Here is a 23,931-nt window from a genome sequence, read left to right on the forward strand (position 1 = left end):
TTATTTTGCTAACGCCCTACCGTTATAGACGCGCTGAAAATGAAGGCAGCAACAATTTTGTAACACTGAAGAGGCAGTGGAATAACCGTATGAACAGTCAAGGCTGGTGAATGTATTCAGAAAAATTAAGACTGTTTAATCACCGTATACCTGTCAGGGTTTTCCCCCTAAAATATGCGCACTTATCGTTAATCAACACGACGCGTTTTAATTTCTGGTCAGCCGATTATCCGTTACAACTGATAAAATTTTTTACCAATTGCGTGGTTTAGCAGACGCTGAATGTCGGCAATCCCGTGCCCGATGTGTTATTTCAAAGAACGAGGCGATACTGTAATGGCATACGAAAGCATGGAGGGGATTTCTGCTGTGATTGCTACCTTCTATTCCGTGTTTCAGAACGTGTATGAAACGTTTCTGGAGAATGGATGAATATAAGTTGAAAGACCAGTGGGTGCTTTTGCGGTCAGGCTGGATGCCTGAGGCAGAACTGGTGTGTGACTTTATCTCTGCCCGATAACACAATAAAGCCCGCCCGTTCGTAGAAAGCGAATGCCGATAAGGGCGCATTGGTATTAATCCGATCGAACCAGCGGTCGGCATCCCGGAGTATTTCACTGAGGAGACGGCTGCCTATCCGCCTGTTTCGCCATTCCCTGTCTATATAGAAATGTCGCAGCCGCCCGATGCCCGTTTCGGAGACAAAGGGATCGATGTTGAGTCCGCACACTCCGACCATAAGGCCACCAGCGTAAGCGCCCATCAGTTTCTCTCCGGGCCTGTCAAAACGGTTATGTCCGCTGAGCCAGTTTTCTTCCAGCCGACGCAGCATATTAAATCCCCCGGCTATGCTCTGCGATTTCAGCGGTCCAAAGCCGGCGCTGTCTGGGGTTATCTTCGCAAACTGGATATTCATTAAATCCTCCTGCATTTCAGCCTGCATAAACGACGGAATTACCTGAGCGTCCGGGATGATTAGGGTACTGCGTCTGGCTTCCAGGTGTCGCTGAGTGCCGGAAGTTAACAGGTCTTTTTTACGCGGCCAGAGTGATGATGCCAGACGTCTGTTTCCGTATGGTAACCCGGAGACCTTAATCAGACAGGACAGTCTATGGATGCAACTGAGAGAAAGTTAAGAATCGCAGCCGGACAGTTTGCCCCGGCGCGTGGGCATATCGAAGAAAACAGGCGTTACCACGAAATCCTGGTGACTTCCGCAGCCTCTGCTGGCGTTAACCTTATCATCTTTCCCGAGCTTTCACTGACTGGTTATGAACCTGAGCTGGCGGCTGAACTGGCTCTCTCCGATGAAACCTGCCTTGCTCCCCTTCAGGCATTGTCTGACAAATATGACATAACAATCATTGCAGGCGCGCCAGTGTCTGTTGAAGGCAAAAAGCCTGCTGTTGGTGCATATGTTATTTCATCCCATCGCCCGGTTTCCTGTTACCGGAAAATGTATCTTCATCCGGGTGAATCCGACTATTTTTCAGCAGGCAGCCGTGAGTGCGTTATCGAAGAAAGGGCATTTTATCTGGGCTTAGCAATATGCGCCGATGCCGGTCAGCCACGTCATGCCGAGCGGACAGTGGATCAGGGTGCTGAAGTTTACCTGAACGCCGTGTTAAGCGCCGGTGGCTATGACAACGATGCGAAGCAGCTTGCGCATTATGCCAGACTTTATGCCCTGCCCACCTTGATGGCGAATTACTGCGGGCCGTCAGGAGGCTGGAAACCGGTGGGTAAAAGCGCCGCATGGAATGCCAGGGGAGAACGTATCGCTCAGGCACCCGAAGATTGCGCCGCGCTGGTCATCGTTGATATTCACGATGGCGCCTGTTCGGGAGAGGTTATCTGTCTCAATCAGGATGCCGGTAAGCCGGTTTGGCGCTCTTAATTAACGAAATGTACTCTGTCGGCTTTGTGCCTCAAGCACAGGTACAAAGCCTCTGGCGAAAACTCATAATTACGGGGTTACGTCTTTTACAGGCAAACCGTTGGATCAGAAGAACTCCATTCCTGCATAAGGCTGATTAAGACAGGCGGTCAGGCGGCTTTGAATATCGCCATCATGAATTTCAAGCCGATGACCATCGGGGTCTAAGAAGTAGAGAGATTTCCCCTCACTTTTGTTGGTTTTCCACTCTGTAACGCCTGATGCTCTCAATCGTTCAGCGAATGAATCAAAATTCTCTGGTGAAATAGTGAAAGCATAGTGAGTGTAATCATCCCCGACAGAGACTTTATCCAGAGAAAGGCATAGCCAGAAATCCCCCAGCAAGAGATAAGCGCCATGATTCCATTTTGCTTTCAGCGTGAATCCAAGCATTTCAACGTAAAAAGCCAGGCTCTTCGGTAGGTGACTTACTGCAAGGGTGACGTGATTCAGGCCCGTAAGCATATTGTTCTCTCTGATGGATGCGCATAAATCGGGTTTATGTGACTTTAAATATTTTGAGATGCAAAGTCAGCAACGTGCTGGCTGCAGCAGGCATCATCGACTAAAAGTGATGGCCGGTCCGGGTCATGCTCGCATTCCCTTTCCAGCATAGCTATTTTGTCTGTACCGGAAACGTACGCTGGAAATAGGATAGCGACAACCTTTTCATCGAATGTAAGCTGTGAATGAAGAGGTTATCAGAATGAATCTCAGAATTTAATGGATTAATACGCTTCGCTTCAGTCAGACAGCATTGCTATAGTCTGATGATGTAAAAAAACTGCCGTGAAAATGGCCTTTTTAAGCCGCCAGGATGGCTCTGTGAAAACTAAATGCTTATATCTGTTATTGATCTGCTCCGCTTTTGCTCGTGCAACACAACCCCCCGATGAAATCGTCATTGACGGCGGCAGATATTATGCCGGTAACGTTTTTGGCCAGCATGACTATGCAGCACATACGAATATCACGCTGCGCTCATTCAGAATTATGCAGACAGAAGTCACCTACCTGCTCTACTCAGCTATCCATGAATGGGCACTAAGCCGTGGCTATGCATTCGGTAGCGGATGTAACGGTGCCATTTATGAGGAGTGCCGCCCGGCGGATACAGATAACGGTAGGCATCCGGTTACCAATGTGGAATGGTCAGATGCGGTGATCTTTGCAAATGCCTTGAGTGAAAAGGCAGGAATGAAGCCGGTTTATCTCACGCCAGAAGGCGTTCCGGCGCGGGACAGCTCCCGCGACGATTTTATGCAGGATGCTCAGGCAGATGGTTATCGCTTACCCACAGCGGAAGAGTGGCAAATTGCCGCCCGTGGAGGAAAAAACGGACTGAAAAATGCCACTTACGGTTTCAGATTCTCCGGCAGCAATCACGCAAAAACTGTTGCATGGTTTCCTGATTTTAGCGATCCGCAATTCGGCACTGTGCGTGTGAAAAGCCGCCAGCCCAACGCGCTCGGTCTGTATGATATGAGCGGGAATGTTTCGGAATGGGTTGATACGTTCACCACCGTTTCCGGCGTAAAGATGTATTATTTCTGTGGCGGCAGTTTCCTGTTACCTACGATGAATCTGGCCAGCTGCGACATGCACAGTGCAGGATACGCTTTGCCAGACACCGGCTTCAGACTGGTGCGTAAATGATGAAACTGAACATAGCTTTTATAGCACTGGCCACTATGCTGATTAGCCTTTGCGCTTTTTCGCAGACAGACACCCGCCTTTATCTGAATACGGGACTGAATAGCCTGGATTTAAATAATGACGGTATACCTGATGCTATTTTTGCCGCCACTTATGACAATAACACTTCTCATCCAAGTGAAACCCTCAATATATTTATTCGCCAGGAAAAAAACTGGTTTATCGTGCCGATTCCGGACGACGAGGGTTTTACCTGGACAGATTTGAGACTGTCAGCGTCCACGCTTAAGGTAAGCGGCACAGAACTTCACCGCTATAAGCAACACGTTTATGTTGTCCGGGCGACAAAATATGCCGGCAGCTCTGGCAATGAAGATGTTACTGATACATTGCCGGTCAGATTTTCTCGCTTTCGGCTCGAAGAAAATAGCGACGATCCCGGGACATCAGTTTTTTACTGGGCACCTGCAGGTTCCTATCTTACAAAACAGACGTTTGACGATGTGGATGAAGCGTTCAACACCCTGGATATGGAGAAATTTCGTTAATGCGTTTCTCAGGCATTTTGCTTTTTTTCCTGTCGTGTTGTGCCCATGCGATGGACAAAAGTCCCTATAGTGATCTGATACAGCAGTCACTCAACCAGCAGTCTCTTTGCCTGGGTGAGAAGCAGTGGCCAGTCTCAATCAGAGCAGGAACCGATGTATGGATTAATGCAAAAATGGAGGCACTGGTCGATGCCGGTCTGATTATCTCTCATATGGAAGCAGGACAAAAAATATGGGAGCTAACGCCTTACGGTCAGGCCCTGTTCAAAAAACATCATGACTTCTGCTATGGAACTCTGCGCGTCAGAGCTATCAAAACTATCTCATCAGACAAAGAAGGCATTACTTATGTGACCTTCACTTATTACATTCAAGGTCTGCCTGAATGGGCAAAAAATCACTCAGTTCGTATTGCCAATACGGATCTCGATAACCTGGTCATGGGAGTGGATACCGTACGTTATCAGGCTCTCTTCAGCTCCAACAGTCAGGGTATTATCCATCTTATCAGTGAACCTGAACAACTTGATTTGCTCTATTAACACATACTCTCTGATCATATTCAGGAAAGGATGAGCTACGGACGCTTCGCTTTCATGGCTGCTGAAAATAATGTGCCGTCAGAAAACGTTACAGACAGCCTCAATGCTGTTTCATGATGCCTGTTACTTGTGTATCCCGATTTATGTCAGGCCGTATCTGAGCTGCCGTTTCATGCCGGAGGATCGACGGTAACGAATGTCATGCAAATTAAAATTTCGCTACGCTGTGAATGTCCGGCAAAACCTTTGGAGGATAAGCTGAATGCTTCTGGAAAATCTCAAGTTGCTTGAGTGCTCGCTTCACGGCGAAAGACGAAAAGACCGCGAGTGGCTTGAGTTGATCCTTCATCCTGAATTTCGGGAAATTACCCGGTCAGGGGTTGTTGTCAGCCGTTCAGAGACCATCATATCGCTGCTGAGGGAGGAAACTCTGCCTTCTATCCATAGCAGCGATTTCCGGCTCACCGACCTGGGATTCAACTGCGTCCTGCTTCACTATCGGACCTGTTACGCTGATGGCAGCCGTCCTGCGTTACGTTCATCCTGCTGGATTTGTTCAGATCAGGGTCAGTGGCGTCTGGTTTTTCATCAGGGAACGCCTGCAGCAGGCACGGCACAAGTAGGTGCATAAATGCCCAGAAAGCATATTCAGCGCAGGAGACTTGTTAATGCGGACAGTGGTTGTTGTGCCTTATGATGATAAATGGCCTGAGGAATTTGAAACGGAAAGTTTACTGATAAGCAGAATACTCAATGGCGTCGTGATGGCTGTCCATCATATTGGCAGCACGGCTGTACCGGGTCTCTCTGCAAAACCCGTCATTGATATTATGCTGGAAGTCTCAGACATTCATGAACTGGATACCTGTAATGAAGCTATGTCTCGCGCCGGATATGTTGCTCGCAATGAAAACGGGATTAAGGAACGCAGATATTTCACTAAAGGCGGTGATAAGCGTAGCTATCAGCTGCATGCGTTCGCCACTGGAAATATCCAGTTATTAAGACACCTTGCTTTCCGCGATTATCTTCGTAATAACCGCGAAATTGCAGCGAAGTATGCAGAAATTAAATACACAGCAGCTTTACTCAGCGGTAATGAACCACATCGTTACAGCGCGTTAAAAGCGAGCTTTATTGAGGATCATCTGCGTATAGCACTGACTGATGATTAGTACGTTGCTGGCAGGATGTTATCACGTCTCTGGCGCACCTTTCCTGCAGTCCTGCCTCTCTGCCTCTGCCCACGCGGAAACAAGAGGTCTGTATTCTGCTGTTTCAACGCTCAATATAAGCCGCAGCGATTTCGCCTTTAGCTGACGTCGCTGCAGCCGGTGTTTAGAAACGCACCGCGCCTGCCAGAGGCGCGGTGACGTCATCAGAAGCTCGTCCAGCCGTCGTCCGCTGGTTCCTCGCGGGGTTTAACAACCGCAGTCTGGACAGGCGCTCTGAGAGGAGCAGCCGGAACCTGAACCGCCGCAGGAGCCGCATGATTACCCAGGCTGAACACAGAGACCGCCTGAAGAAGAAGCGCCGCCTGCTCTCTGAGGCTTGAGGCCGCAGAAGCCGACTCTTCAACCAGCGAGGCATTCTGCTGCGTGCTGGTATCCATCTCTGTCACCGCAATACCTACCTGCTCAATCCCGCGAGCCTGTTCGGCACTGGCTGAGTTAATCTCTTCGACCGTATCCGTGAGTCTCCCGACCGCAGAGAGAATGCCCGACATGGTCTCTGACGCGTGGACCACCAGCTCATTGCCCTCTCCGACGGTTGTGGCATTGGCTGCAATCAGCTGACGAATCTCCCCCGCAGCAGAGGCGCTGCGCTGCGCCAGTGACCGGACCTCGCTGGCGACGACCGCAAAGCCGCGTCCATGTTCTCCGGCGCGGGCGGCTTCTACTGCGGCATTCAGCGCCAGGATATTGGTCTGGAAGGCGATGCCGTCGATAACGGCCGTAATTTCACCGATGCGGCCGGAGCTTTCGCTGATGGATTTCATTGTGCCGGTGATGGCCACCGTCGCCTCGTTGCCTTTACTGGCGACGTCACGCACGTTGACGGCCAGCTGGCCTGCCTGACGGGCATTATCGGCGTTGTTTTTAACGGTCATGCCGAGCTGCGTCATGGTCGCGGCCGTCTGCTCAAGCGCACTGGCCTGCTCCTCCGTTCGCTGCGAGAGATCGGCGTTGCCCTGTGCAATCTGGGTACTGGCGGCTGCCACATTTTCGGCATTGCTCCTCACCAGACTGACGGTATTAATCAGTGAATCCTGCATCTCTCCGATGGCCGCCAGCAGCTTGCCGGTTTCGTCCCGGCGATCGCTGCGAACCACACCACTGAGATCCCCGCGCGAAACACGCTGTGCTGCCTCTACGGCATCCTGAAGAGGACGGGTAATACTGCGCGTGATAATCCATGCAGAGATAGCCGCCAGCAGCAGAGCCACTACGCCGGCAATAGTGATGATCGTCAGTGCACCAGCGCGATCGTCGCGCGCCTTAGCTGCGGCGGCACTCATACGCCCTTCCTGGAAGGTCTGCATCTCCTTCAGAGACGCCATGTAGTCGCCCTGAGTCTGATAACGGGGGCCGAAAAGCAGCTGCGTAGCCTCTTCGCTTTTGCCCTGTTGCGCCAGAGTTACTACGTCATCAATGAAGGGCAGAAAGAGCGCTGAATGGTCATTAAGACGGGCGTAAATCTCCTTTCCCTGCGGTGTGTTGAGCTGATCGCCGATAAGCGTGATCAGACCGTCCACCTTATGCCTTTCATCGCGATAGTCGCTGATAGCTTTTTCACGTTTGGTGGCATCGCTCAGGAGGATGGCGTTTCGCGCCAGACGACTCATATCTGAGGTGTAGTAGCGGAGTGAAAGCGATGTGGAGGCTTTGACATACAGACTGCCGGATATTTCATCGTTGGCTTGTCCGAGAGAGTTAATTTTTATGATGCCGATGAGCACCATAAACATGACAAGGAGCGCCATAAAGCCGAAGGCAGCGCCGAGCCTGATTCCTATCCTGATGTTATTCATACTTACCCTATGGTGTAAGGCATCAGCATGAAGGCATACCGCTGATGCAAAAAGGTTCCCCTGTTCAACAGGAGGTATTGGTATAAAGCCCCGCAGCAGGTAATGCGGAATCATTATTATCGGCAACGGTGAGTAATTAATTACCCCGCACGACAGTGAAAAGTGAACCACGCCCCAGAAGTGAATTTACCGGCGGCGAACATGCAAGCCCAAGCGGATTGAGGATTATTAAAAATCATTAAAATCAATAACTAATACATTGTGACAGCGATGAGCCCATCGCTAAGCAGCACCAACCCCATACCTGACTCATCGACAAAAACGGTACGCACGCACCTGCTATGACCATCTTGCAGGTGAGCTTGCTGTCAGTATCTATGAATACATGCTGCGGGAAAAATGGCTGACAGCTGATGGCTCTGAGCTGACCTCGTCCGGGAAAATCTGTTTTGCAAAAATGGGCGTCGTACCTGAGCCTCGATCACGCCGCAGGCCCTGCTGCCCGTGTCTGGACTGGAGCGAGCGACGTTATCATTTAGGCGGAAATGCTGGCTCTGCACTGCTAACGCTGTTTCTGCAAAAGAAATGGTTAACGCGGGTACCGGGGTATCGTGAGGTGAACGTGACGGATGCAGGCCGGACAGCATTATTCCGGCTGTTTGATCTGAAATAGGTCACGGTGGCCCCCCCAACCAGGCAGTAACAGGCCCGACCTGGCCGGTTCATCCGGCTCCGGGTCTGCCGCGCAATGTTCCTCTGCTTAAGCTCTTGCCCGCCCCGCCTCTGCCTGCATCCCTTAATTCAGCACTTCCGTCGGCGTTTTTGATTCCGGCTGGCCTGTTCCCTTTATATTCCTCTCCGGTTAACGGTGTTTACCTGATAAGCGGGTGAAATCAACAGTTCATTAACAATCCGGTTGCGATAGCGGATGAATAAAATTATTACTATTTAGTCGCTTATGACTGCACGCCCAAAGAATCGCTAATCATTCTCATATAAGGATATTTTATGAAATCTGAACCTGCCGACGGTGCGTGTCAGACACCGGGTTTATTCCGGACGCTGCGGACTTTTCCGGGAACCGTCCACGCCCTGCTCTTTTTCACGTTGGTTATCCGCTTTAGCTATTTTATGGCGTGGCCCTTTATTGCCGTGATCATGACACAGAACTACCACATGTCTCTGATCGCCATTGGTGGCGCGATGACCAGCAGCGCTCTGATCTCGGTGGTGCTCGGCATGTACGGCGGACAGATCTCGGACAGACTTGGCCGGCGCGTGATTCTTTTACTCGGCTGTGCCTTTTCGGCCCTCGGCTACATCATTCTCGCGAAGGCGGCAGGAATGGGGCTGTTTATTACCGGCCTGATGGTTATTGGCGTCTCCTTTGCCTGGGTGGATCCGCCACTGCGCGCGCTGATGAGTGATTTACTGGGCGATCGCCGTCGCCGGGCGCTTGCGCTGCAGATGCGTTATTACCTGATCAACGTCGCGGCCGTATTTGGTCCTCTGGTCGGGATAGCCTTCGGGCTGACTTCGCAGAAAGGCACATTCCTGATCACCGGCCTCTCCTACCTGCCTTTTTTCGTTTACGTGCTGCTGTTCATTCCGGCAGGGACATTGCTGGCCGGGGAGCAGAAAGAGAGCGAGGTGAAGCTCAGGCTGCATCAGGTAACGGGCATTATTATCAGGGACAGAGTGTTTATTGCAGCGCTGCTGTGCAGCATTCTGTGCACCGTGGTCTTTATCCATTACGAAGCGGTTCTGCCTCAGTACCTCCTTCTGCTGAACGGCGAGAAGGCCATCAAGCTGATTACCCTGATACTGGTGACCAACGCGTGCACCGTACTGGTGTTTCAGACCTTTATCATGCGGTTTCTGGCGGGCTATGCGCTGCCAAAACGCATTCTGCTGGGTGGCTTGATTTTCGCCATATCACAACTCTGCTTTTTTTCGGTACGTTCTCCGGATGCCTGGATCTGGCTCACGGTGACCTGTGTGTTCAGTATGGGTGAGGCGATCCTGATGCCAAATCTGAACATTCTGCTCGACCAGTTGGCGCCGCCAGCGCACCGGGGGGCCTATCTAGGCGCGTCCATGCTGTCTACCCTGGGGATTGCGACGGGGCCGTTAATCGGTGGCGTGATGCTGGCATGGACCGGTGCCGGAGTATTTATCTGCACGGCGTTGCTGAGCCTTCTGCTCTGCGTCATTATCTTCGTCTGCAGACGCAGAATAGTGGCGCGATTGCAGAATACCCTGTGAGAGAGGCGTCAGACGTCCGGGATTCGGCCACCGGACCGGTCGTCAGTGGAAGATTCACCGCAACGCTATCGCATCCCCGTTAACCGCATCAGGAAGGTGACGATGCCCTCGTCTGAAGGTCTGTGATGAAATCAGCCACGCTGGAAGAGATCTACCGTTCTGCCAATGCGAAAACGGTCGCGACATGGGCGGAAAAACCCGGGATTGGTAAGGTAAAAGAGGAAAATTATTATGACCCGGTGAAGCTTGCTCTGGCGACGGGTATTCAGCCGCCATTGTCAGCGGCGGTGTCACGGCTGATTACTGCGTTACAACAGTGCATTCAGCACGATCCTCTGGCGGATCTGCTGCCCGCACGAGGCTTTCATTTGACCTTTTTACCGCTGACCTTGCCGCTGTATAAAGAACATGAACCGTTGCCGGAGAAGGTGGCGCAACTGGCGGCTATCTGGTCAGACTATGAGGCAAAAAAACTGGTCATCCGGCATCTTCGCCTGGTGGCGCTGCCCGATCAGTTGCTGCTGGCTGGCATCCCCGAAAGCCCGGCCGCTGACCTGCGCCAGACCTTCTGCGAACAGGTGATGCAGTCTGACTGGAAAGCGGAGCTGTTGATGCGCCATGCCGGCCGGGCGCTGCCCGCGCCATTCTGGCACAGTACGATCCTGCGCTACCACGCTGATTTTCTGCCCGATAGCCTGCGCCGCTATTTTCTGGAACATCAGGACCGGGATTATGGTGAAGTCAGCGGCGAGCTGATTCTGGCCAGCGTGAACTATAACTGGACAACCTGTCATCCCCTGTCGCGATGATCGCCGGCGCTGCCCGCCCTCCTGTGCGAAGCGTGGGCAGCGTCAGCACAGGGCCTTGCTATGCAGACATGCCGCCATCAATCACCAGTTCCGTGCCGCTGATATAGCGGCTCTCGTCGCAGGCCAGGAACAGCGCCGCTGACGCGACCTCATCGGGCTGACCCAGTCGTTTTGCCGGTATCTGCGCGCTCAGCGCCTCCCTGACTTCATCGCTTGCCTGATCAAACATCGGCGTGTCGGTCGGGCCGGGGCTGAGGGTATTGACCCGGATGCCGCGCGGGGCCAGCTCATGACTCCAGGTACGGGCGTAGGATCGCACCGCAGCCTTGCTGGCGGAATAGGTGCCGTAACCCGGATTCGCCATGCTGCCGGCGATCGAACCCACCAGCACGATGGCGCTGCCCTCCCCCATAAGCTGCACCGAACGCTGCACCGCCAGCACCATGGCCCGCACGTTCAGATTAAAGGCGCGGTCAAAGTGCGCTTCCGTCGTCTCCTCCAGGCTCGCCGGTTCTGCCACGCCCGATGAGCTGACGAGGATGTCGAGACGGCCAGCGCTGACCTGCAGCGTATCGAACAGATGCGCAAGATCGTCAGGATGGGTGAGATCGCTGGCGATGGTCTCAATCTGACCCTCGGACAAGGCAGCAGCCTCAGCCAGCTGCGTTTCGCGGCGGCCGGTAATAAAGACCCGGGCTCCTTCCTGAGCAAATCGACGGGCAATGGCGAGACCGATCCCGCTGCCGCCGCCGGTGATCAGGGCGACTTTTCCACGTAGTTTCATTTTTGGCGACTCCGGACAGACGTTAGACACCCGATAATATATTTCGTATATTTAGTGTCAATTACGCACCTGATGTATACCAGATATCATCGAGGAAACCCTGTGACCACCGATATCACGACGCTGCTGGCCGAAATCAACAGTACCCGCCCTATTCTGGAACAGGTGGCAAACAAATGGTCGGTGCTGATCCTGACCGTGCTGTGCGCCCAGCCCGCGCGCTTTAACGCCATCAAGCGCAGGCTCGACCCGATTACCCATAAATCGCTGACGGAAGCCCTGCGGCGACTCGAACGCAACGGATTGGTGAGCCGCAGGGTGATCGCCTCATCGCCCGTGGCCGTCGAATACGCGATCACGCCGCTGGGCCAGACCCTGCAGACCCCGTTTGTCGCGCTGGTCGGCTGGGCAAAGCAACATGGAGAGACGCTGGAACAGGCGCAGGTGGCCTATGATGCCGAAGGTGAGAACAGGGCCGGGTAAAGTGGTGCGCTGAGATCGATCATGCCCGGTGAACGCGCGGGTAGTGAAAGACCGAGCGGGTCGGATCGGGCCAGATCCTGCTCTGTGCCATGAGCAGGATCTGGCGGCTCTGCCGGGCGCAGAACGTCACAGGAGCAGGCGGGGATCACCCCAGCCTTGGTTTACTGTCCGGCGGGCTGCGGCGGTGCGTCAAAAAACTGCCAGGTGCCGTCACGACGCGCTTTAGCCTGATACATCGCCTTATCCGCGTTCTCGAATAACATTTTCGCAGAGGCAGAACCGAAGCGGGCAAGGCTGATACCAATCGAGGCGCTGATGCGCACCTCGACGTTATTAATGGTAAAGGGCTTTTGCAGGCTGCTGTTGATGCGCATAGCAATAGACGACGCCGCTTCACTGTCCATGCAGCGGGCTGCCACCACAAACTCATCACCGCCCAGCCGTGCCACCGAGTCGCCCGGACGCATGCAGCGTTGCAGGCGTTTGCTGACGCGCTGCAGCAGCGTATCGCCTGTCGCATGGCCCATCAGATCGTTCACCGCCTTGAAGCCGTTGAGATCGATGAACATCACCGTGGTGTAGGCCTGTTCATCCGTCCGGGCCAGCATCCGCTCCACCTTATCGTTGATCCAGGCCCGGTTATGCAGCCCGGTCAGCTGATCCAGCGTTGCCAGCTTTTCGAGATCGCGTAACTTCTCTTTGTCACGCGTGATGTCGCGTGAAACCAGTACGGCCCCGATGTTTTTGCCCGTAGAGGGGTTGGTCACGCCACAGGCTTTGGTACCCACCAGCATGTAGTGGCCGTCGCGATGGAGTTTGCGCACCTCAACCACATCCGGCAGCACGCCGCCGCTGAAGAGCGTGGCCAGCGCTTCAGTCGCGGGCTGGCGGTCGTCGGGATGCAGTAAATCCACCACCCTGCGGCCGATCACCTCTTCGGCGGTCCAGCCAATCAGTTCGCAATAAGAGGGCGAAATGGAAACGTACCGGCCCTCTGCGTCGCAGTGGGCGATCAGATCGGTGCTGTTTTCGATTAAAAGACGGTATTCGGCCGCCGTGCGCAGCGCATCCTCCAGCGCTTTACGCTGACCGGTCACGTCGAGGATGAAGCCGTTGTACTGCAGATGAGAGGTGCCAGGCTGCGAATCGGGCAGGCCGGAGACCAGGACGCGGCGCGTCTTGCCATCCAGACAGTGAATCGGCACCTCAATGTGAAAAGGCGTCAGCTCTTCCAGCGCTGCCGTCAGCTGCAGGGCCACCTTTGCATCATCCTCAGCCTGCGCCAGCCTCAGCCATGAACTCAGCGTCACGCCCCTGAGTTCAGGCATCACGCCGGCAGGACTTTCCTGGCTGGCGATGCAGATACCCTGCGCGTCTGTAGACCAGACGGCGGTAAAGGAGGGTTTGATCATTGTGTACATGGCGGTCGGCTCCGGCGTGACTGACGATATTAAACAAGCTCAATACTCGTCGCACAGACCTGATTATAACCGTTAAAACCCGCCCGGCACGGATGAGGGCGTCGGGCTGAGGTTCATTCCTGCGAGATTCTCCGCCCTGAACAATGGCTGCAACCCGAACCTGTCCGGCTGCATTTCTGAGGTGCCCTTCTCCCTGTGGCTCTGCGCAAATTTATAACCGGATGCAGTGATAAAGTATTAGCCTGTGTATATCGGCTGATGCGCCGAAAACCTTTAACCCTGACATCCGTTTTTCCGGCCCGATCGCGGTGACGGACGTGGCGGTGCCTGCCGCCCCGGCGCCGTTTCGTGTTATCCGCCCGGCGGGTTCAGGACGCGGGCGAACCGTTGCAGGCTTTATCAGCGGCGGCGGCGGCACTGTGCAGTTTTATTTCTTAAACGCCCCGGCATCACTGATAACGTGCGGCCAGATTTACTGGTCACCGGCCCCGGCTTTTCATCCGCGAACAGCGTTTCAGATACCGTGCAGAAGCACCTGCTGACAAGCCACTAAGTCGAATCCGCCTCATGCCCTGGCGTGTCGCCTGTGCGCTTTTGTGAGCCGGATTGGATTGCTCAGCAAAATCGCTTCTCCCGCCGCTCGCTTAATCTTTGCTTAAGATTTTTCTTATAACCTCTGCGCTGTATTAGCCCATGTTGGGCTTTTCCGGAGTGTTACCCTATGCAAAATAATCACACAGCCTCTCTCTCCTTCAGTAAAGTACCGGCCGTGACTGCGGCGTTCTGGCTGACTAAAATCGCGGCGACCACGCTGGGTGAAACCGGGGGTGACGCGGTGACGATGTCGATGAACCTCGGCTACCTGACCGGCACCCTGATTTTCGCCATCATCTTCCTGGTGGCGGTGGTGGTGCAGATTAATCGCCACAGCTTCAACAAATGGATCTACTGGTTCACCGTGGTCGCCACCACCACCGTCGGAACCACGCTGGCGGATTTTGCCGACCGCTCGCTGGGCATCGGTTACCTGGGCGGCACCCTGCTGCTGAGCATTCTGCTGGTGCTCTCGCTTTTCCTCTGGAAAGTGACCTGCGGCACGGTGGCGGTCAGCTCGGTCAGCAACGGCGTGACCGAGACATTTTACTGGGTCACCATCATGTTCTCGCAGACGCTGGGCACCGCCCTGGGTGACTGGACGGCAGACAGCGAAGGACTGGGCTACGATGGCGGTATCCTGCTGTTTGTCGGCGCGCTGGCCCTCATCTGGGCGGCCAGCCGCTTCACTTCGCTGTCACGCACCGCGCTTTTCTGGGCCGCCTTTATTCTGACCCGCCCGCTGGGTGCGGTTGTCGGAGACTTCCTGGATAAACCCTTTGCCGCAGGCGGACTGGCGCTGAGCCGCTACGGTGCCTCGCTGGCCCTGGCGCTGATGATTATCGCTTTTCTGGTTCTGCTGCCTCAGCGTCCCGCCACCCGGCGTGTCACGGCAGGCTGAGATTATCCTCTTCATCGCTGTGATCAGAGCCGCCCGTCAGGGCGGCTTTTTTTACGCGCCGGAGCGATACGCGGATGACCGCAACCATCCTCTCCCTGTGCAGACCGCGATACTTTTCGTTTCCAGCCCGATGTTCATGCACTACACTGCCCCGCGGGCCATCCACGCATCAGAAATCAGAGCGCTCAGGGACCCGGACCCTGCCCGCAATAACCCTGCGGCCACCGCGATAAACGATCACAAACACCCTCAGCCCGGAACAGAGAATGCTTATGCCAGATCCCCGTTTTCCCCCCAGCGCCCGCGGCCCGTCAGCACGATGGTGAACCGTCCGCTGTTTGTCACGCTGGATGGCCCCAAAGGTGCCGGGAAAACCACCCTGCTGGAGGCAATTACCCAGGGTCTGAGAGCCGGAAAACACAAGGTGGTCCGGCTGTGCGAGAAGAAAAGCGATCCTTTCAGAGCGGAAACCATGCTGCTGGTGAACCGGATCGCCAGACAACCCTCTGCTGAGCTGGAACGGGAGATTTGCAAACGCTTTGCGCTGAGCCGGGCGTGGATTTCACAGCAGGTTCTGACCCGGCAGCCAGCCGACAGCATTATCCTGATGGATCGCTGGTATCCCTCAGACGCCGCGTTTCGCCGGATGATCCCTTTTGCGGAGATTTTAAAGCTCAACGGGGATCACAACGTGCGTGTGCCGGACCTGCATGTCGGCGTGGTGACCGCCCCGGCGGTATCCTGGGCAAGAGCCGCGGCGCGATCGCGGGGTCTGGGCAGCACCGTGATCCACCGGCTGGAGGAGCACGCTGCCTGTACCCGTGCGTTTGAACGGGAGATCGCCCGTAACGGCTGGTTAGTATGCCGTAATGAGGGAAGCCTGGATGAGGCAGCGCAGCAGGTGATTAGGGCCATTATCGCACTGCGCTGAGCCTTCAGGCTGGCATCACCTGCACCCGTGTCGCGCTGCCAGCCAGCGCGACACGGGGTGCAGCCGTGCTTCAGGCATCTGCCGGACACCTCCCGCTGAACCGGGAAGGGCCTGCTGGCCGTTCACCCGCAAAGTGAAAAATTCTCACCTGACATTTCCTTGTCCGAAATCAACTCAGGTCCGATTAGCGCTGGCCCGTATACGCCGCTTTCCCTTATAAATTGGCTTCATTTTTCAGATGAGGCACAGGGAATTGCGCTACGCATCACTACCCTTCAACCACAATCAGGTGGGCTGGCCAGCGGGTCAGTACGCCTTTCCGCCGCAGCCGATGCTGCGGGGTCAGATCGCTGCCGACTGGCTTATCGTCGGCGCGGGATTTGCCGGCGTGGCGTTTGCGCGCCGGCTGTCGGAAATCAATCCCGATCTGAAAATAATCATCGTCGACGCCTACAGCCCGCGCGAAAGCGCATCGGCCCGTAACTCCGGCTTTGTCATTGGCCTGCCGCATAATATCGGCAGCTCAACGGCCGAATTAAAAAAGGCCAACGCCTACCGTCATTTGCTGCAGGAGGGCATCCGGCAGCTGGAGCAGGTGATGGCTCAGCATGGCATTACGTGCGACTGGGAAAAGGTGGGTAAATATCACTGTCAGGCCGAACGGGGTAACGACCGTATTCTGCAGGAGTATGCCCGTCAGCTCGATTCAATGGAGGAGCCCTGGACGCTGGCAGAGGGGGACGCGCTCTATCAGAAACTCGGCACGCGCTTTTACCACAAAGGTATCTATACGCCGGGCTGCGTACTGGTCAATCCGGCGCAGCTGATTGCCGGACTGAACCACTGCCTGCCCGAGAACGTACAGCGTTATGATAATACGCCCGTGCTGGGAGTGCGTTACGGCAGCGTGGCTGAAGTGCTGACGCCTTATGGTGTTATCAGAACGCCCAGAATAATGCTGGCGACCAACGCACTTTCGCCTGAACTGCGGCCGGGGCTTTCCCGTCAGGCGGCGATGGCGACCTTCGCCAGCCTGACCGACCCGCTGACGGACGCGCAGCTGGCCTCCCTGCCGCCGATGCAGAGCTGGGGGCTTACACCGGTCAATGCCATTGCCGGTGCCACCTTCCGCTTTACACCGGATCGCCGTTTCCTGATCCGTCAGCACGTCATCCCCGCACTGAAAGGTCAGGTGAGTGCCGCGCAGACCTGGCAGGCAACCCAGCTGCATCAGCAGTTATTCCATAAAGTCTACCCGACCCTGCGCGAGGTCAGCATCAGCCAGACCTGGTCCGGGACGCTGAGCGTCACCCGCAACGGCGCGCCGGAATGGGGCGAGCTGAACCGGTTTATCTGTACGGCGGGCGGCTGTAACGGCGCGGGCGTATCCAAGCAGACGGTAGCGGGCAGCCTGCTGGCTGATTTCATGCTGAAACAGGATAACCCGCACCTTGCGGATATGCTGTCGCTCGGAAAAGCCAGCTTTATGCCACCTTCACCGGCGCTGGATATCGGGATTGCGCTCTCGCTGCAGAAAGAGCGGTATCTGGGCAGAAAAGAGGTTTAACCGTCAGCGCAACCGCAAGCACAGCGCCGCGGTAAACCGATCCGTTGCGCGTCAGCGCCTCAGCAGATACTCCTTCAGATGCGTGTCTGCTGAGCCTGATTTCACCGGCCAGACTGTTTTGCCGTTACTCCACGCCCTGCTTAACAAAACAGGCGGGCTTTGGCGAAGAGATGTGATCAGCATCACACATCGGCGATAACAGGCGCACAAACTGTAGAAAAAAGTTCATGAATACTTAACAGTAGTGGACCTGAAAAGGCCCCCATCCGGCCCCCGCCCTGTTCGTTATCTCATCAGGTAAAGGTAATCACGTGCCACTTTATTAATGACACTCCCTGACTTCGTTTATTTGCTCTGCCCGGCGCAAAATTCTGATTAATGCTTGCCTGCCTGCTCAGAAATTCATGTTTATTTGCACAGTTCACTTCAGGGTTACGGAATACCTTCATGCCACGAATCAGAATCAGTCAGCCCGTGCTGCACCGCGTGACGTTCATTATTTTATTCTCGCTCTATATTTCGGTTTTCCTTAACCTCCCTTTTTACCGCCAGGCCAGTTCACTCATTCCGTTTAACGGCGCGGGTAACCTGCTCTTTTTCCTCTCTATGCCGGTGGTGGCGTTCTGCGTCATTAATATGGTGGTGACGCTCGCCTCCTTTTTGTGGCTCGACAGGATCATCATTGCGCTGTTTGTCATGATTGCCGCCACCGCGCAGTACTTTATTCAGCACTACGGCATCGTCCTTGACCGGTCGATGATCACCAATGTGGTAGATACCACGCCCGCTGAAAGCCTGGCGCTGCTGACGCCTCAGATGATCCTCGTCATCCTGGCGAGCGGCGTCTTTGTCGCTGCGCTGGCCTTCTGGCCCAGGTTCAAAACGTCCGTCCCGGTGTGGAAAGGGATCGTACAGCGCGGCATCAGCCTGGCGATTTCACTGGTGCTCATCGCCCTGATTGCACTGCTTTTTTACAAAGATTACGCCTCACTGATTCGCAATAACCATTCGCTGCTGAAGTCACTCAGCCCCTCGAATTTCATCGCCGCATCACTCTCTTACTACAGCCATCGCGAGCGGGCCAACCTTCCGCTGGTGAAAATAGGCGAGGATGCCCGTCAGCAGCCTCAGAGGCTGAACGGCCCGAAAAAGAACCTGACGATCCTGGTGGTGGGCGAAACCTCACGTGCCGCCAACTTCTCGCTGGGCGGGTATGGCCGGGAAACCAATCCGTTGCTGGTGAAAGAGGATGTTATCTACTTTCCGGCGACCTCTTCCTGCGGCACCTCCACCGCCGTCTCCGTTCCCTGCATGTTCTCAAATATGCCGCGCAGCCATTATGACGATGCGCTGGCCAGCCATCAGGAGGGCCTGCTGGACATCCTGCAGCGCGCCGGGCTGAGGGTGTTATGGAATGAGAATGATGGCGGCTGCAAGGGTGCGTGCGCACGGGTGCCGAATCAGGAGATGACCGATCTTAATCTGCCGGAGATGTGCATCAACGGCGAATGCTATGACGATGTGCTTTTCCACGGGCTGGAGGCGTACATCAGCCAGTTGCAGGGCAATGGCATTATCGTGCTGCACACCATTGGCAGTCACGGGCCCACCTACAACCACCGCTATCCCCCGGCGTTCCGTAGATTCACACCTACCTGTGAAACGAAACAGATTCAGGAGTGCTCTCAGGCGCAGCTGATCAACACCTATGACAATACGATCCTCTATGCGGACTACATCGTTGATAAAGCGATTACGATATTGAAAGCCCATCAGGATAGATTCACCACCAGCCTGGTCTATCTCTCAGACCACGGTGAGTCTCTGGGCGAGAACGGTGTTTATCTGCATGGTCTGCCCTACGCGATTGCGCCCGACGTCCAGACCCACGTTCCGCTGCTGATCTGGCTGTCGCCTGACTACCAGCAGCGTTACGGCGTGGACTACCACTGTCTGGGCCAGCACGCCGCGACGCAGAAATATTCCCACGACAATCTCTTTTCCACGCTGCTGGGAATGACGGGCGTGGAGACCCGGGAATATGTCGCCGCTGACGATATTCTGGCGAGCTGCAGACGTCAGCCCTGAGTGCCGGCCCGGCAGCACAGCCGGCTGCCGGGCCGGATGATTAACAGTGCGGGTCTGGGGCCCGATCAGAGAAGTGTGACCCTGCCCTGGAAAACGACCGGCCCCGATGGCCCGGCCTGTTTAGAGCCGCCCAGCGGTTCGAGACTGACTGCCAGCACCGTCTGGTTATCCAGCGCGCCGGCCGGCAGTTTAAAGGCGTTGCCCTCGCGACGCGCGATCAGCCCCAGCGACTGCGGTGCGGCACTGCCTTTGATCAGCCATAGCTCAAAGTTTTTATCCGCAGGCAGCGTGATGTTGAGGGCAGACACCTCAATCAGCGAAGCGGACTTATCCAGACTCACCACAAACTGCGCATCAGGCTGCGCCCCGCTGAGCACCGCCACCGGCTGCAGAGCAGGGGTGACATCGGGCCTGGTCACGTAACTGACAATCAGGAAGCCCGCCAGCGCCGCCGCCAGCCCCCAGCCGAGCCAGAATCCGGGATGAGCGGATGTGCGGGGTGCAGAGGCTGTGGAAGCGGCGCGGCTGAGATCCCGCTCAATCCGCTGCCAGACGCCGGGCGCAGGCGCGACCGACGGAGTGATGCGATCGGGTCCGCTAAAGGCTTTCTGCCAGCGCAGCACCTCGGCAGCAAAGGCTGCGTCCTCATTAAGCCGTTTATCCAGCGACTGACGGGTGGCGTCATCGGTCAGCCCAAGCACATATTCCGCGGCGACAAGGTCTTCGTTTTCCTGAGCACTCATAGGCCTATGCACTCCCGCAGATGGGTTAACGCGCGACGGATCCAGCTTTTTATGGTGCCTTCCGGCTGGCTCAGGGAGAGGGCAATTTCACTCTGCGACAGGCCACGATAATAGGCGAGCGAAAGCGTCTGGCGCTGTTCTGACGGCAGATGCGCCATACAGTGCTGAAGACGGCGCGCCTCTGCATGTCCGCCATCGGCAGAGAGCGGGGTATGAAAGCCCGCTTCCGCTTCGGTGATCTCCTCCATGGAACAGCACCGGTTCTCATGTTTTCGCAGAAAATCGATCGCCCGATTACGGGCAATGTGACAGAGCCATATCTGCGGTTCGCTGCGCCTGTCGTCGTAATAAGTTGCCGATTGCCAGATCTGAAGGAAGGTGTCGTGGAGGATCTCTTCTGCCCAGTCACGGCGCCGGACCATACGCAGGATAATGCCGAACAGCTTCGGAGAGAGGCTGTGATACAGCTGCGCCAGCGCGGCTTTGTCGCCGCAGGCAATCTGATTCATTAACTCAGCCTGAATGTGAGGCACGTTTTTTGTCATCGTCTTCCCTGTTAAAGGTGTAGCCACATCAGTGGCTACACACAGTATAGATGACACTTTTTATGGCATCAGCACGGTATCGATAACGTCAATGACGCCATTACTCTGGTTCACATCATAGGTGGTGATATTAGCAATGTTGCCCTGGGCATCTTTCAGCTGGATGTTGTGCGGGCCGTTCGCCATCACCCACAGCGCGCCACCCTGCACCGTTTTCAGTTCGGCTTTGCCGCCACCCGCTTTGATTTTTTTCTGCAGCGCTTTCATATCCAGTTTCCCGGCCACGACATGATAGGTCAGCACGCTGGTGAGTTTCTGTTTGTTTTCGGGTTTCAGCAGGGAGTCGACGGTACCCTGCGGCAGTTTTTCGAACGCGGCATTAGTCGGCGCGAAAACGGTAAACGGCCCTTTGCCTTCCAGCGTCGGCACCAGACCCGCCGCTTTAACGGCCGCCACCAGCGTGGTGTGATCTTTGGAGTTAATGGCGTTCTGTACAATATTTTTCGACGGGTACATCGCTGCCCCACCGACCATCACCGTGTCGCTGTCCATGGTCGCTGCATAAGAGGCACCGCTGAAAACTAAAGCAGAAAAAAGCAGAGCTGGCATGAATGGTTTCATTTTCACTTTCCTCATTGAGTTTACGGACAGGGCCGATGTGCCCTTATCTGTTAATACGAATGAGCAGGGAAAACGGATGCAAAAAAGTTGAATTTTTTTTAGGGCAGGAGGAAATAAAATTTAACACGCTGATTTTTAACAGGTTAACGTGAGCGGCGGCGGACAGGAGAATATGCAACCGGCCGCGCCATCCGGGTGACTGAATGGCGCGGCGTCGCACTACGGATGGGCCGCAGGGGGAAATCAGGCGCGGCGGCGCCTGTCTGCGTCAGCCTGCATTGCGCTCAAAATGGCTGTTCACAAAGGCGCGGCAGCGCGGGGAGATCGGATCCAGAAACACCTGTTCCGGTGAGCCAGACTCCTCGATCATGCCCTGATGCAGAAACACCGCTTTGTTCGAGACGTCGCGCGCAAAGCCCATCTCATGCGTCACGATGATCATGGTGCGCCCCTCCTCCGCCAGACCGCGAATAACCCGCAGCACCTCCCCCACCAGTTCCGGGTCCAGCGCGGAAGTGGGTTCATCGAACAGTATCGCTTTCGGCTGCTGCGCCAGCGCCCGGGCAATCGCCACGCGCTGCTGCTGTCCGCCTGAGAGCTGCGACGGCCAGGCGTCGCGCTTTGCGTAGAGTCCGACCTTGTGCAGCAGCGCTTCGGCCTCTTCGAGCGCCTCGCTGTGGCTGCGCTTCTGCACATGCACCGGCGCTTCGATAATGTTCTGCATCACCGTTTTATGCGGCCACAGGTTAAAGCTCTGAAACACGAAACCGAGCTGCATCCGCATCAGCTTGATGCGACGACGCTGCTCGCGGCTCAGTTTTTCATCGGCATTGTCCAGCGTGACGCTGACGTCGCCGACGGCGATCTCCCCCGCCTGCGGCACCTCCAGAAACGGAATGCAGCGTAACAGCGTACTTTTGCCCGATCCGCTGGCCCCGATCAGCGAAATGACGTCGCCATCCTGCGCGGTCAGGCTGATGTCATGCAGCACTTCGTGACCCGCATAACTCTTTCTGAGGTGGCTCAGCATGATGGTAGGTGCGGTCATGAGCGTGCTCCAAAATAGTAAGGTGATAAGCGTCGTTCCAGCATCGATACCCCTTTACTGACCAGGATGGTCAGCAGCAGGTAGATCAGCGCCGCGCTCAGGAACACCTCCAGCGCCCGGAACGTGGACGAGACGATGGAGTCGGCAATGCCGGTCATCTCCATCAGGCTGATGGTACTGACCAGTGACGTCGCTTTGATCATGGAGATGATTTCATTGCTGTAGGCGGGTAACGCCTGACGGACCGCAATCGGTAAGGTGATGCGGGTGAAGATCTTATACGACGACATGCCCGACACTTTCGCGGCCTCCAGCGACTGCTGACTGACGGCGCGCAGCCCGCCGCGCAGGATCTCCGAGGTGTAGGCCGCATCGTTGAGGATCAGCGCCAGCAAGCCGCACCAGTAAGGATCGCGCAGCAGCGGCCAGAAGAGGCTCTCCCGCACCGCCGGTAAGCTGCCCAGGCCGTAATAAACCATGAAAATCTGGATCAGCAGCGGCGTGCCGCGAAACAGCCAGACGTAGAACCGGCAGAACAGGCTGCCGACGCGCGTCATGCGCAGCAGATTCAGCAGCAGCGCCAGTACGCCGCCGCCCAGCAGAGAGAGCAGCGCCAGGTTAATCGTCAGCGGCAATCCTTTCAGCAGCGCCAGCAGCGTCTGCTGTAAAAACATGATATCCACGTGGACTCCTTATCCCTTTACGCGCTGTTGACCGCGCATCGCAAACTTTTCCACGTAGCGGAAAACCATATCGGAACAGGTGGTGATAATCAGGTAGATCACCGCCCCGACGCTGTAGAAGAAAAAGGACATCTGGGTCGAGTTTGCGGCGGTGGAGACCTGGTTCATGGTTTCCACCAGCCCGGTCACGGAAACCAGCGCCGACTCTTTGATCACCGACTGCCACTGGTTGCCCATGCCCGGCAGCGCGGTGCGTAACGCCTGCGGCACAATAATGCGCCGGAACATCATCAGCCTGCCCATGCCGGTTACGGTGGCCGCCTCCAGCGTGCCGCCCGGAATGGCATAGAAGGCGCCACGAAACACGCCGCTCTGATAGGCCCCCGAAATCAGCCCGATGGCAATCGCACCGGCCACAAAACCGTTGACATCAAACGGCCCCTGCAAGCCCAGCGCGGTGCCGACGGTGGAGACGACCTGCCGTCCGCCGAAGTAGAAGAGATAGATAACCAGCAGCTCCGGCACGCCGCGAAACAGTGTGATGTAGCCTGCCGCCAGCCGCTGCTGCCAGCGCGAACCGGCAATCTGCATCCAGCAGAGCACGCTGCCCAGCATCGCCCCCAGCAGCCAGGCGCAGAGCGACACGCTGACGGTGACGGCGGCGGCGTTAAGCAGCACGCCGCCCCATCCCTCATCCCCGAAGCCCAGTATCTGCCAGTCAATAGTCATCAGCAT

General features: G+C 55.7%; 24 protein-coding genes and 1 pseudogene. 14 read left to right on the forward strand and 11 right to left on the reverse strand.

Annotation, left to right across the window (positions count from 1 at the left end; translation table 11 throughout):
• Nucleotides 1-466: 466 nt before the first annotated feature.
• Nucleotides 467-916: a GNAT family N-acetyltransferase gene (locus J1C59_RS21175; protein WP_128087029.1), complete on the reverse strand. Its 450-nt coding sequence runs from the start codon at nucleotides 914-916 to the stop codon at nucleotides 467-469.
• Between the two features lie 195 nt (nucleotides 917-1,111).
• Here J1C59_RS21175 and J1C59_RS21180 point away from each other — a divergent pair, with 195 nt between their 5' ends.
• Nucleotides 1,112-1,897, forward strand: a complete 786-nt coding sequence (locus tag J1C59_RS21180) for a carbon-nitrogen hydrolase family protein (protein WP_128087028.1) — start codon at nucleotides 1,112-1,114, stop codon at nucleotides 1,895-1,897.
• Between the two features lie 105 nt (nucleotides 1,898-2,002).
• Here the strand turns inward: J1C59_RS21180 and fos are convergent, their stop codons facing one another.
• Nucleotides 2,003-2,401 carry a fosfomycin resistance glutathione transferase gene (gene fos, locus J1C59_RS21185; protein WP_128087027.1) on the reverse strand — a complete coding sequence of 133 codons (399 nt, stop codon included), beginning with the start codon at nucleotides 2,399-2,401 and terminating at the stop codon, nucleotides 2,003-2,005.
• A gap of 360 nt (nucleotides 2,402-2,761) precedes the next feature.
• Between fos and J1C59_RS21190 the strand changes: the two genes are divergently transcribed.
• From J1C59_RS21190 to J1C59_RS21210, 5 genes are all read left to right on the forward strand, one after another.
• The gene (locus J1C59_RS21190; RefSeq protein WP_242281408.1) at nucleotides 2,762-3,592 is read left to right on the forward strand and encodes an SUMF1/EgtB/PvdO family nonheme iron enzyme; all 831 of its coding nucleotides are present in this window, start codon (nucleotides 2,762-2,764) and stop codon (nucleotides 3,590-3,592) included.
• Nucleotides 3,589-4,140, forward strand: a complete 552-nt coding sequence (locus J1C59_RS21195) for a carbapenem self-resistance protein CarG family protein (RefSeq protein WP_242281409.1) — start codon at nucleotides 3,589-3,591, stop codon at nucleotides 4,138-4,140. Before J1C59_RS21190 ends, J1C59_RS21195 begins: the two co-directional genes overlap by 4 nt.
• On the forward strand, nucleotides 4,140-4,682 hold the full coding sequence (locus tag J1C59_RS21200; RefSeq protein ID WP_128087026.1) for a CpmK protein: 543 nt from the start codon (nucleotides 4,140-4,142) through the stop codon (nucleotides 4,680-4,682). The genes J1C59_RS21195 and J1C59_RS21200 overlap by 1 nt, the downstream gene beginning before the upstream one ends.
• 262 nt (nucleotides 4,683-4,944) lie before the next feature.
• Nucleotides 4,945-5,313: a nuclear transport factor 2 family protein gene (locus J1C59_RS21205; protein ID WP_128087025.1), complete on the forward strand. Its 369-nt coding sequence runs from the start codon at nucleotides 4,945-4,947 to the stop codon at nucleotides 5,311-5,313.
• A gap of 37 nt (nucleotides 5,314-5,350) precedes the next feature.
• The gene (locus J1C59_RS21210; RefSeq protein WP_128087024.1) at nucleotides 5,351-5,857 is read left to right on the forward strand and encodes a GrpB family protein; all 507 of its coding nucleotides are present in this window, start codon (nucleotides 5,351-5,353) and stop codon (nucleotides 5,855-5,857) included.
• A 203-nt stretch (nucleotides 5,858-6,060) separates the two neighbouring features.
• Here J1C59_RS21210 and J1C59_RS21215 read toward each other — a convergent pair whose 3' ends face one another.
• Entirely contained in the window at nucleotides 6,061-7,713 is a 1,653-nt protein-coding gene (locus J1C59_RS21215; RefSeq protein ID WP_140916923.1) for a methyl-accepting chemotaxis protein, read from the reverse strand.
• Between the two features lie 322 nt (nucleotides 7,714-8,035).
• Between J1C59_RS21215 and J1C59_RS21220 the strand changes: the two are divergent.
• The 3 genes and pseudogenes from J1C59_RS21220 to J1C59_RS21230 all read left to right on the forward strand — a co-directional run.
• Nucleotides 8,036-8,386: pseudogene (locus J1C59_RS21220) on the forward strand (transcriptional regulator); the annotation flags it as partial.
• Nucleotides 8,387-8,721: 335 nt separating this feature from the next.
• Nucleotides 8,722-9,978 (forward strand): MFS transporter, encoded by a 1,257-nt coding sequence (locus J1C59_RS21225; RefSeq protein WP_128087022.1) that lies wholly within the window; start codon nucleotides 8,722-8,724, stop codon nucleotides 9,976-9,978.
• Nucleotides 9,979-10,103: 125 nt separating this feature from the next.
• Nucleotides 10,104-10,787, forward strand: coding sequence for a hypothetical protein (locus J1C59_RS21230; protein ID WP_128087021.1), 684 nt, complete (start codon nucleotides 10,104-10,106; stop codon nucleotides 10,785-10,787).
• Nucleotides 10,788-10,845: 58 nt separating this feature from the next.
• Here the strand turns inward: J1C59_RS21230 and J1C59_RS21235 are convergent, their stop codons facing one another.
• Nucleotides 10,846-11,571 (reverse strand): SDR family NAD(P)-dependent oxidoreductase, encoded by a 726-nt coding sequence (locus J1C59_RS21235; RefSeq protein ID WP_128087020.1) that lies wholly within the window; start codon nucleotides 11,569-11,571, stop codon nucleotides 10,846-10,848.
• A 102-nt stretch (nucleotides 11,572-11,673) separates the two neighbouring features.
• Here J1C59_RS21235 and J1C59_RS21240 point away from each other — a divergent pair, with 102 nt between their 5' ends.
• Entirely contained in the window at nucleotides 11,674-12,054 is a 381-nt protein-coding gene (locus J1C59_RS21240) for a winged helix-turn-helix transcriptional regulator (protein WP_128087019.1), read from the forward strand.
• 161 nt (nucleotides 12,055-12,215) lie between these two features.
• On the opposite strand, the gene J1C59_RS21245 is transcribed toward J1C59_RS21240, so the two are convergent.
• A complete protein-coding gene (locus tag J1C59_RS21245) occupies nucleotides 12,216-13,475 on the reverse strand; it encodes a sensor domain-containing diguanylate cyclase (protein WP_128087018.1) in 1,260 nt (419 codons plus the stop codon).
• A gap of 721 nt (nucleotides 13,476-14,196) precedes the next feature.
• Between J1C59_RS21245 and J1C59_RS21250 the strand changes: the two genes are divergently transcribed.
• From J1C59_RS21250 to eptA, 4 genes are all read left to right on the forward strand, one after another.
• Entirely contained in the window at nucleotides 14,197-14,970 is a 774-nt protein-coding gene (locus tag J1C59_RS21250) for a COG4705 family protein (RefSeq protein WP_128087017.1), read from the forward strand.
• Between the two features lie 322 nt (nucleotides 14,971-15,292).
• Entirely contained in the window at nucleotides 15,293-15,901 is a 609-nt protein-coding gene (locus J1C59_RS21255) for a dTMP kinase (RefSeq protein WP_128087060.1), read from the forward strand.
• A gap of 253 nt (nucleotides 15,902-16,154) precedes the next feature.
• Entirely contained in the window at nucleotides 16,155-17,468 is a 1,314-nt protein-coding gene (locus J1C59_RS21260; protein ID WP_167498250.1) for an NAD(P)/FAD-dependent oxidoreductase, read from the forward strand.
• 447 nt (nucleotides 17,469-17,915) lie between these two features.
• On the forward strand, nucleotides 17,916-19,556 hold the full coding sequence (eptA, locus tag J1C59_RS21265; protein ID WP_128087016.1) for a phosphoethanolamine transferase EptA: 1,641 nt from the start codon (nucleotides 17,916-17,918) through the stop codon (nucleotides 19,554-19,556).
• Between the two features lie 65 nt (nucleotides 19,557-19,621).
• On the opposite strand, the gene J1C59_RS21270 is transcribed toward eptA, so the two are convergent.
• From J1C59_RS21270 to J1C59_RS21295, 6 genes are all read right to left on the reverse strand, one after another.
• Complete coding sequence (locus J1C59_RS21270) at nucleotides 19,622-20,299, reverse strand: anti-sigma factor (protein ID WP_140916924.1); 678 nt, start codon at nucleotides 20,297-20,299, stop codon at nucleotides 19,622-19,624.
• Nucleotides 20,296-20,844 carry a sigma-70 family RNA polymerase sigma factor gene (locus J1C59_RS21275; RefSeq protein WP_128087015.1) on the reverse strand — a complete coding sequence of 183 codons (549 nt, stop codon included), beginning with the start codon at nucleotides 20,842-20,844 and terminating at the stop codon, nucleotides 20,296-20,298. The genes J1C59_RS21270 and J1C59_RS21275 overlap by 4 nt, the downstream gene beginning before the upstream one ends.
• Before the next feature lie 60 nt (nucleotides 20,845-20,904).
• Entirely contained in the window at nucleotides 20,905-21,465 is a 561-nt protein-coding gene (locus tag J1C59_RS21280; protein ID WP_199559976.1) for a fasciclin domain-containing protein, read from the reverse strand.
• Nucleotides 21,466-21,733: 268 nt separating this feature from the next.
• The gene (locus J1C59_RS21285) at nucleotides 21,734-22,513 is read right to left on the reverse strand and encodes an ATP-binding cassette domain-containing protein (protein WP_128087014.1); all 780 of its coding nucleotides are present in this window, start codon (nucleotides 22,511-22,513) and stop codon (nucleotides 21,734-21,736) included.
• Nucleotides 22,510-23,196 (reverse strand): ABC transporter permease, encoded by a 687-nt coding sequence (locus tag J1C59_RS21290; RefSeq protein ID WP_128087013.1) that lies wholly within the window; start codon nucleotides 23,194-23,196, stop codon nucleotides 22,510-22,512. Before J1C59_RS21290 ends, J1C59_RS21285 begins: the two co-directional genes overlap by 4 nt.
• Nucleotides 23,197-23,205: 9 nt before the next feature.
• The gene (locus J1C59_RS21295) at nucleotides 23,206-23,931 is read right to left on the reverse strand and encodes an ABC transporter permease (RefSeq protein WP_208721844.1); all 726 of its coding nucleotides are present in this window, start codon (nucleotides 23,929-23,931) and stop codon (nucleotides 23,206-23,208) included.

The sequence above is a fragment of the Pantoea deleyi genome (assembly GCF_022647325.1).
Lineage (GTDB): Bacteria > Pseudomonadota > Gammaproteobacteria > Enterobacterales > Enterobacteriaceae > Pantoea > Pantoea deleyi.

Excerpts from the sequence above, each read along its gene's own strand:
- J1C59_RS21195 (WP_242281409.1), top strand. The coding sequence starts at position 3,589 with ATGATGAAACTGAACATAGCTTTTATAGCACTGGCCACTATGCTGATT.
- J1C59_RS21285 (WP_128087014.1), bottom strand. The coding sequence starts at position 22,513 with ATGACCGCACCTACCATCATGCTGAGCCACCTCAGAAAGAGTTATGCG.
- J1C59_RS21200 (WP_128087026.1), top strand. The coding sequence starts at position 4,140 with ATGCGTTTCTCAGGCATTTTGCTTTTTTTCCTGTCGTGTTGTGCCCAT.
- J1C59_RS21295 (WP_208721844.1), bottom strand. The coding sequence starts at position 23,931 with ATGCTGATGACTATTGACTGGCAGATACTGGGCTTCGGGGATGAGGGA.
- J1C59_RS21230 (WP_128087021.1), top strand. The coding sequence starts at position 10,104 with ATGAAATCAGCCACGCTGGAAGAGATCTACCGTTCTGCCAATGCGAAA.
- fos (WP_128087027.1), bottom strand. The coding sequence starts at position 2,401 with ATGCTTACGGGCCTGAATCACGTCACCCTTGCAGTAAGTCACCTACCG.
- J1C59_RS21245 (WP_128087018.1), bottom strand. The coding sequence starts at position 13,475 with ATGTACACAATGATCAAACCCTCCTTTACCGCCGTCTGGTCTACAGAC.
- J1C59_RS21275 (WP_128087015.1), bottom strand. The coding sequence starts at position 20,844 with ATGACAAAAAACGTGCCTCACATTCAGGCTGAGTTAATGAATCAGATT.
- J1C59_RS21280 (WP_199559976.1), bottom strand. The coding sequence starts at position 21,465 with ATGAAACCATTCATGCCAGCTCTGCTTTTTTCTGCTTTAGTTTTCAGC.
- J1C59_RS21225 (WP_128087022.1), top strand. The coding sequence starts at position 8,722 with ATGAAATCTGAACCTGCCGACGGTGCGTGTCAGACACCGGGTTTATTC.
- J1C59_RS21210 (WP_128087024.1), top strand. The coding sequence starts at position 5,351 with ATGCGGACAGTGGTTGTTGTGCCTTATGATGATAAATGGCCTGAGGAA.
- J1C59_RS21270 (WP_140916924.1), bottom strand. The coding sequence starts at position 20,299 with ATGAGTGCTCAGGAAAACGAAGACCTTGTCGCCGCGGAATATGTGCTT.
- J1C59_RS21175 (WP_128087029.1), bottom strand. The coding sequence starts at position 916 with ATGAATATCCAGTTTGCGAAGATAACCCCAGACAGCGCCGGCTTTGGA.
- J1C59_RS21235 (WP_128087020.1), bottom strand. The coding sequence starts at position 11,571 with ATGAAACTACGTGGAAAAGTCGCCCTGATCACCGGCGGCGGCAGCGGG.
- J1C59_RS21250 (WP_128087017.1), top strand. The coding sequence starts at position 14,197 with ATGCAAAATAATCACACAGCCTCTCTCTCCTTCAGTAAAGTACCGGCC.
- J1C59_RS21205 (WP_128087025.1), top strand. The coding sequence starts at position 4,945 with ATGCTTCTGGAAAATCTCAAGTTGCTTGAGTGCTCGCTTCACGGCGAA.
- J1C59_RS21215 (WP_140916923.1), bottom strand. The coding sequence starts at position 7,713 with ATGAATAACATCAGGATAGGAATCAGGCTCGGCGCTGCCTTCGGCTTT.
- eptA (WP_128087016.1), top strand. The coding sequence starts at position 17,916 with ATGCCACGAATCAGAATCAGTCAGCCCGTGCTGCACCGCGTGACGTTC.
- J1C59_RS21180 (WP_128087028.1), top strand. The coding sequence starts at position 1,112 with ATGGATGCAACTGAGAGAAAGTTAAGAATCGCAGCCGGACAGTTTGCC.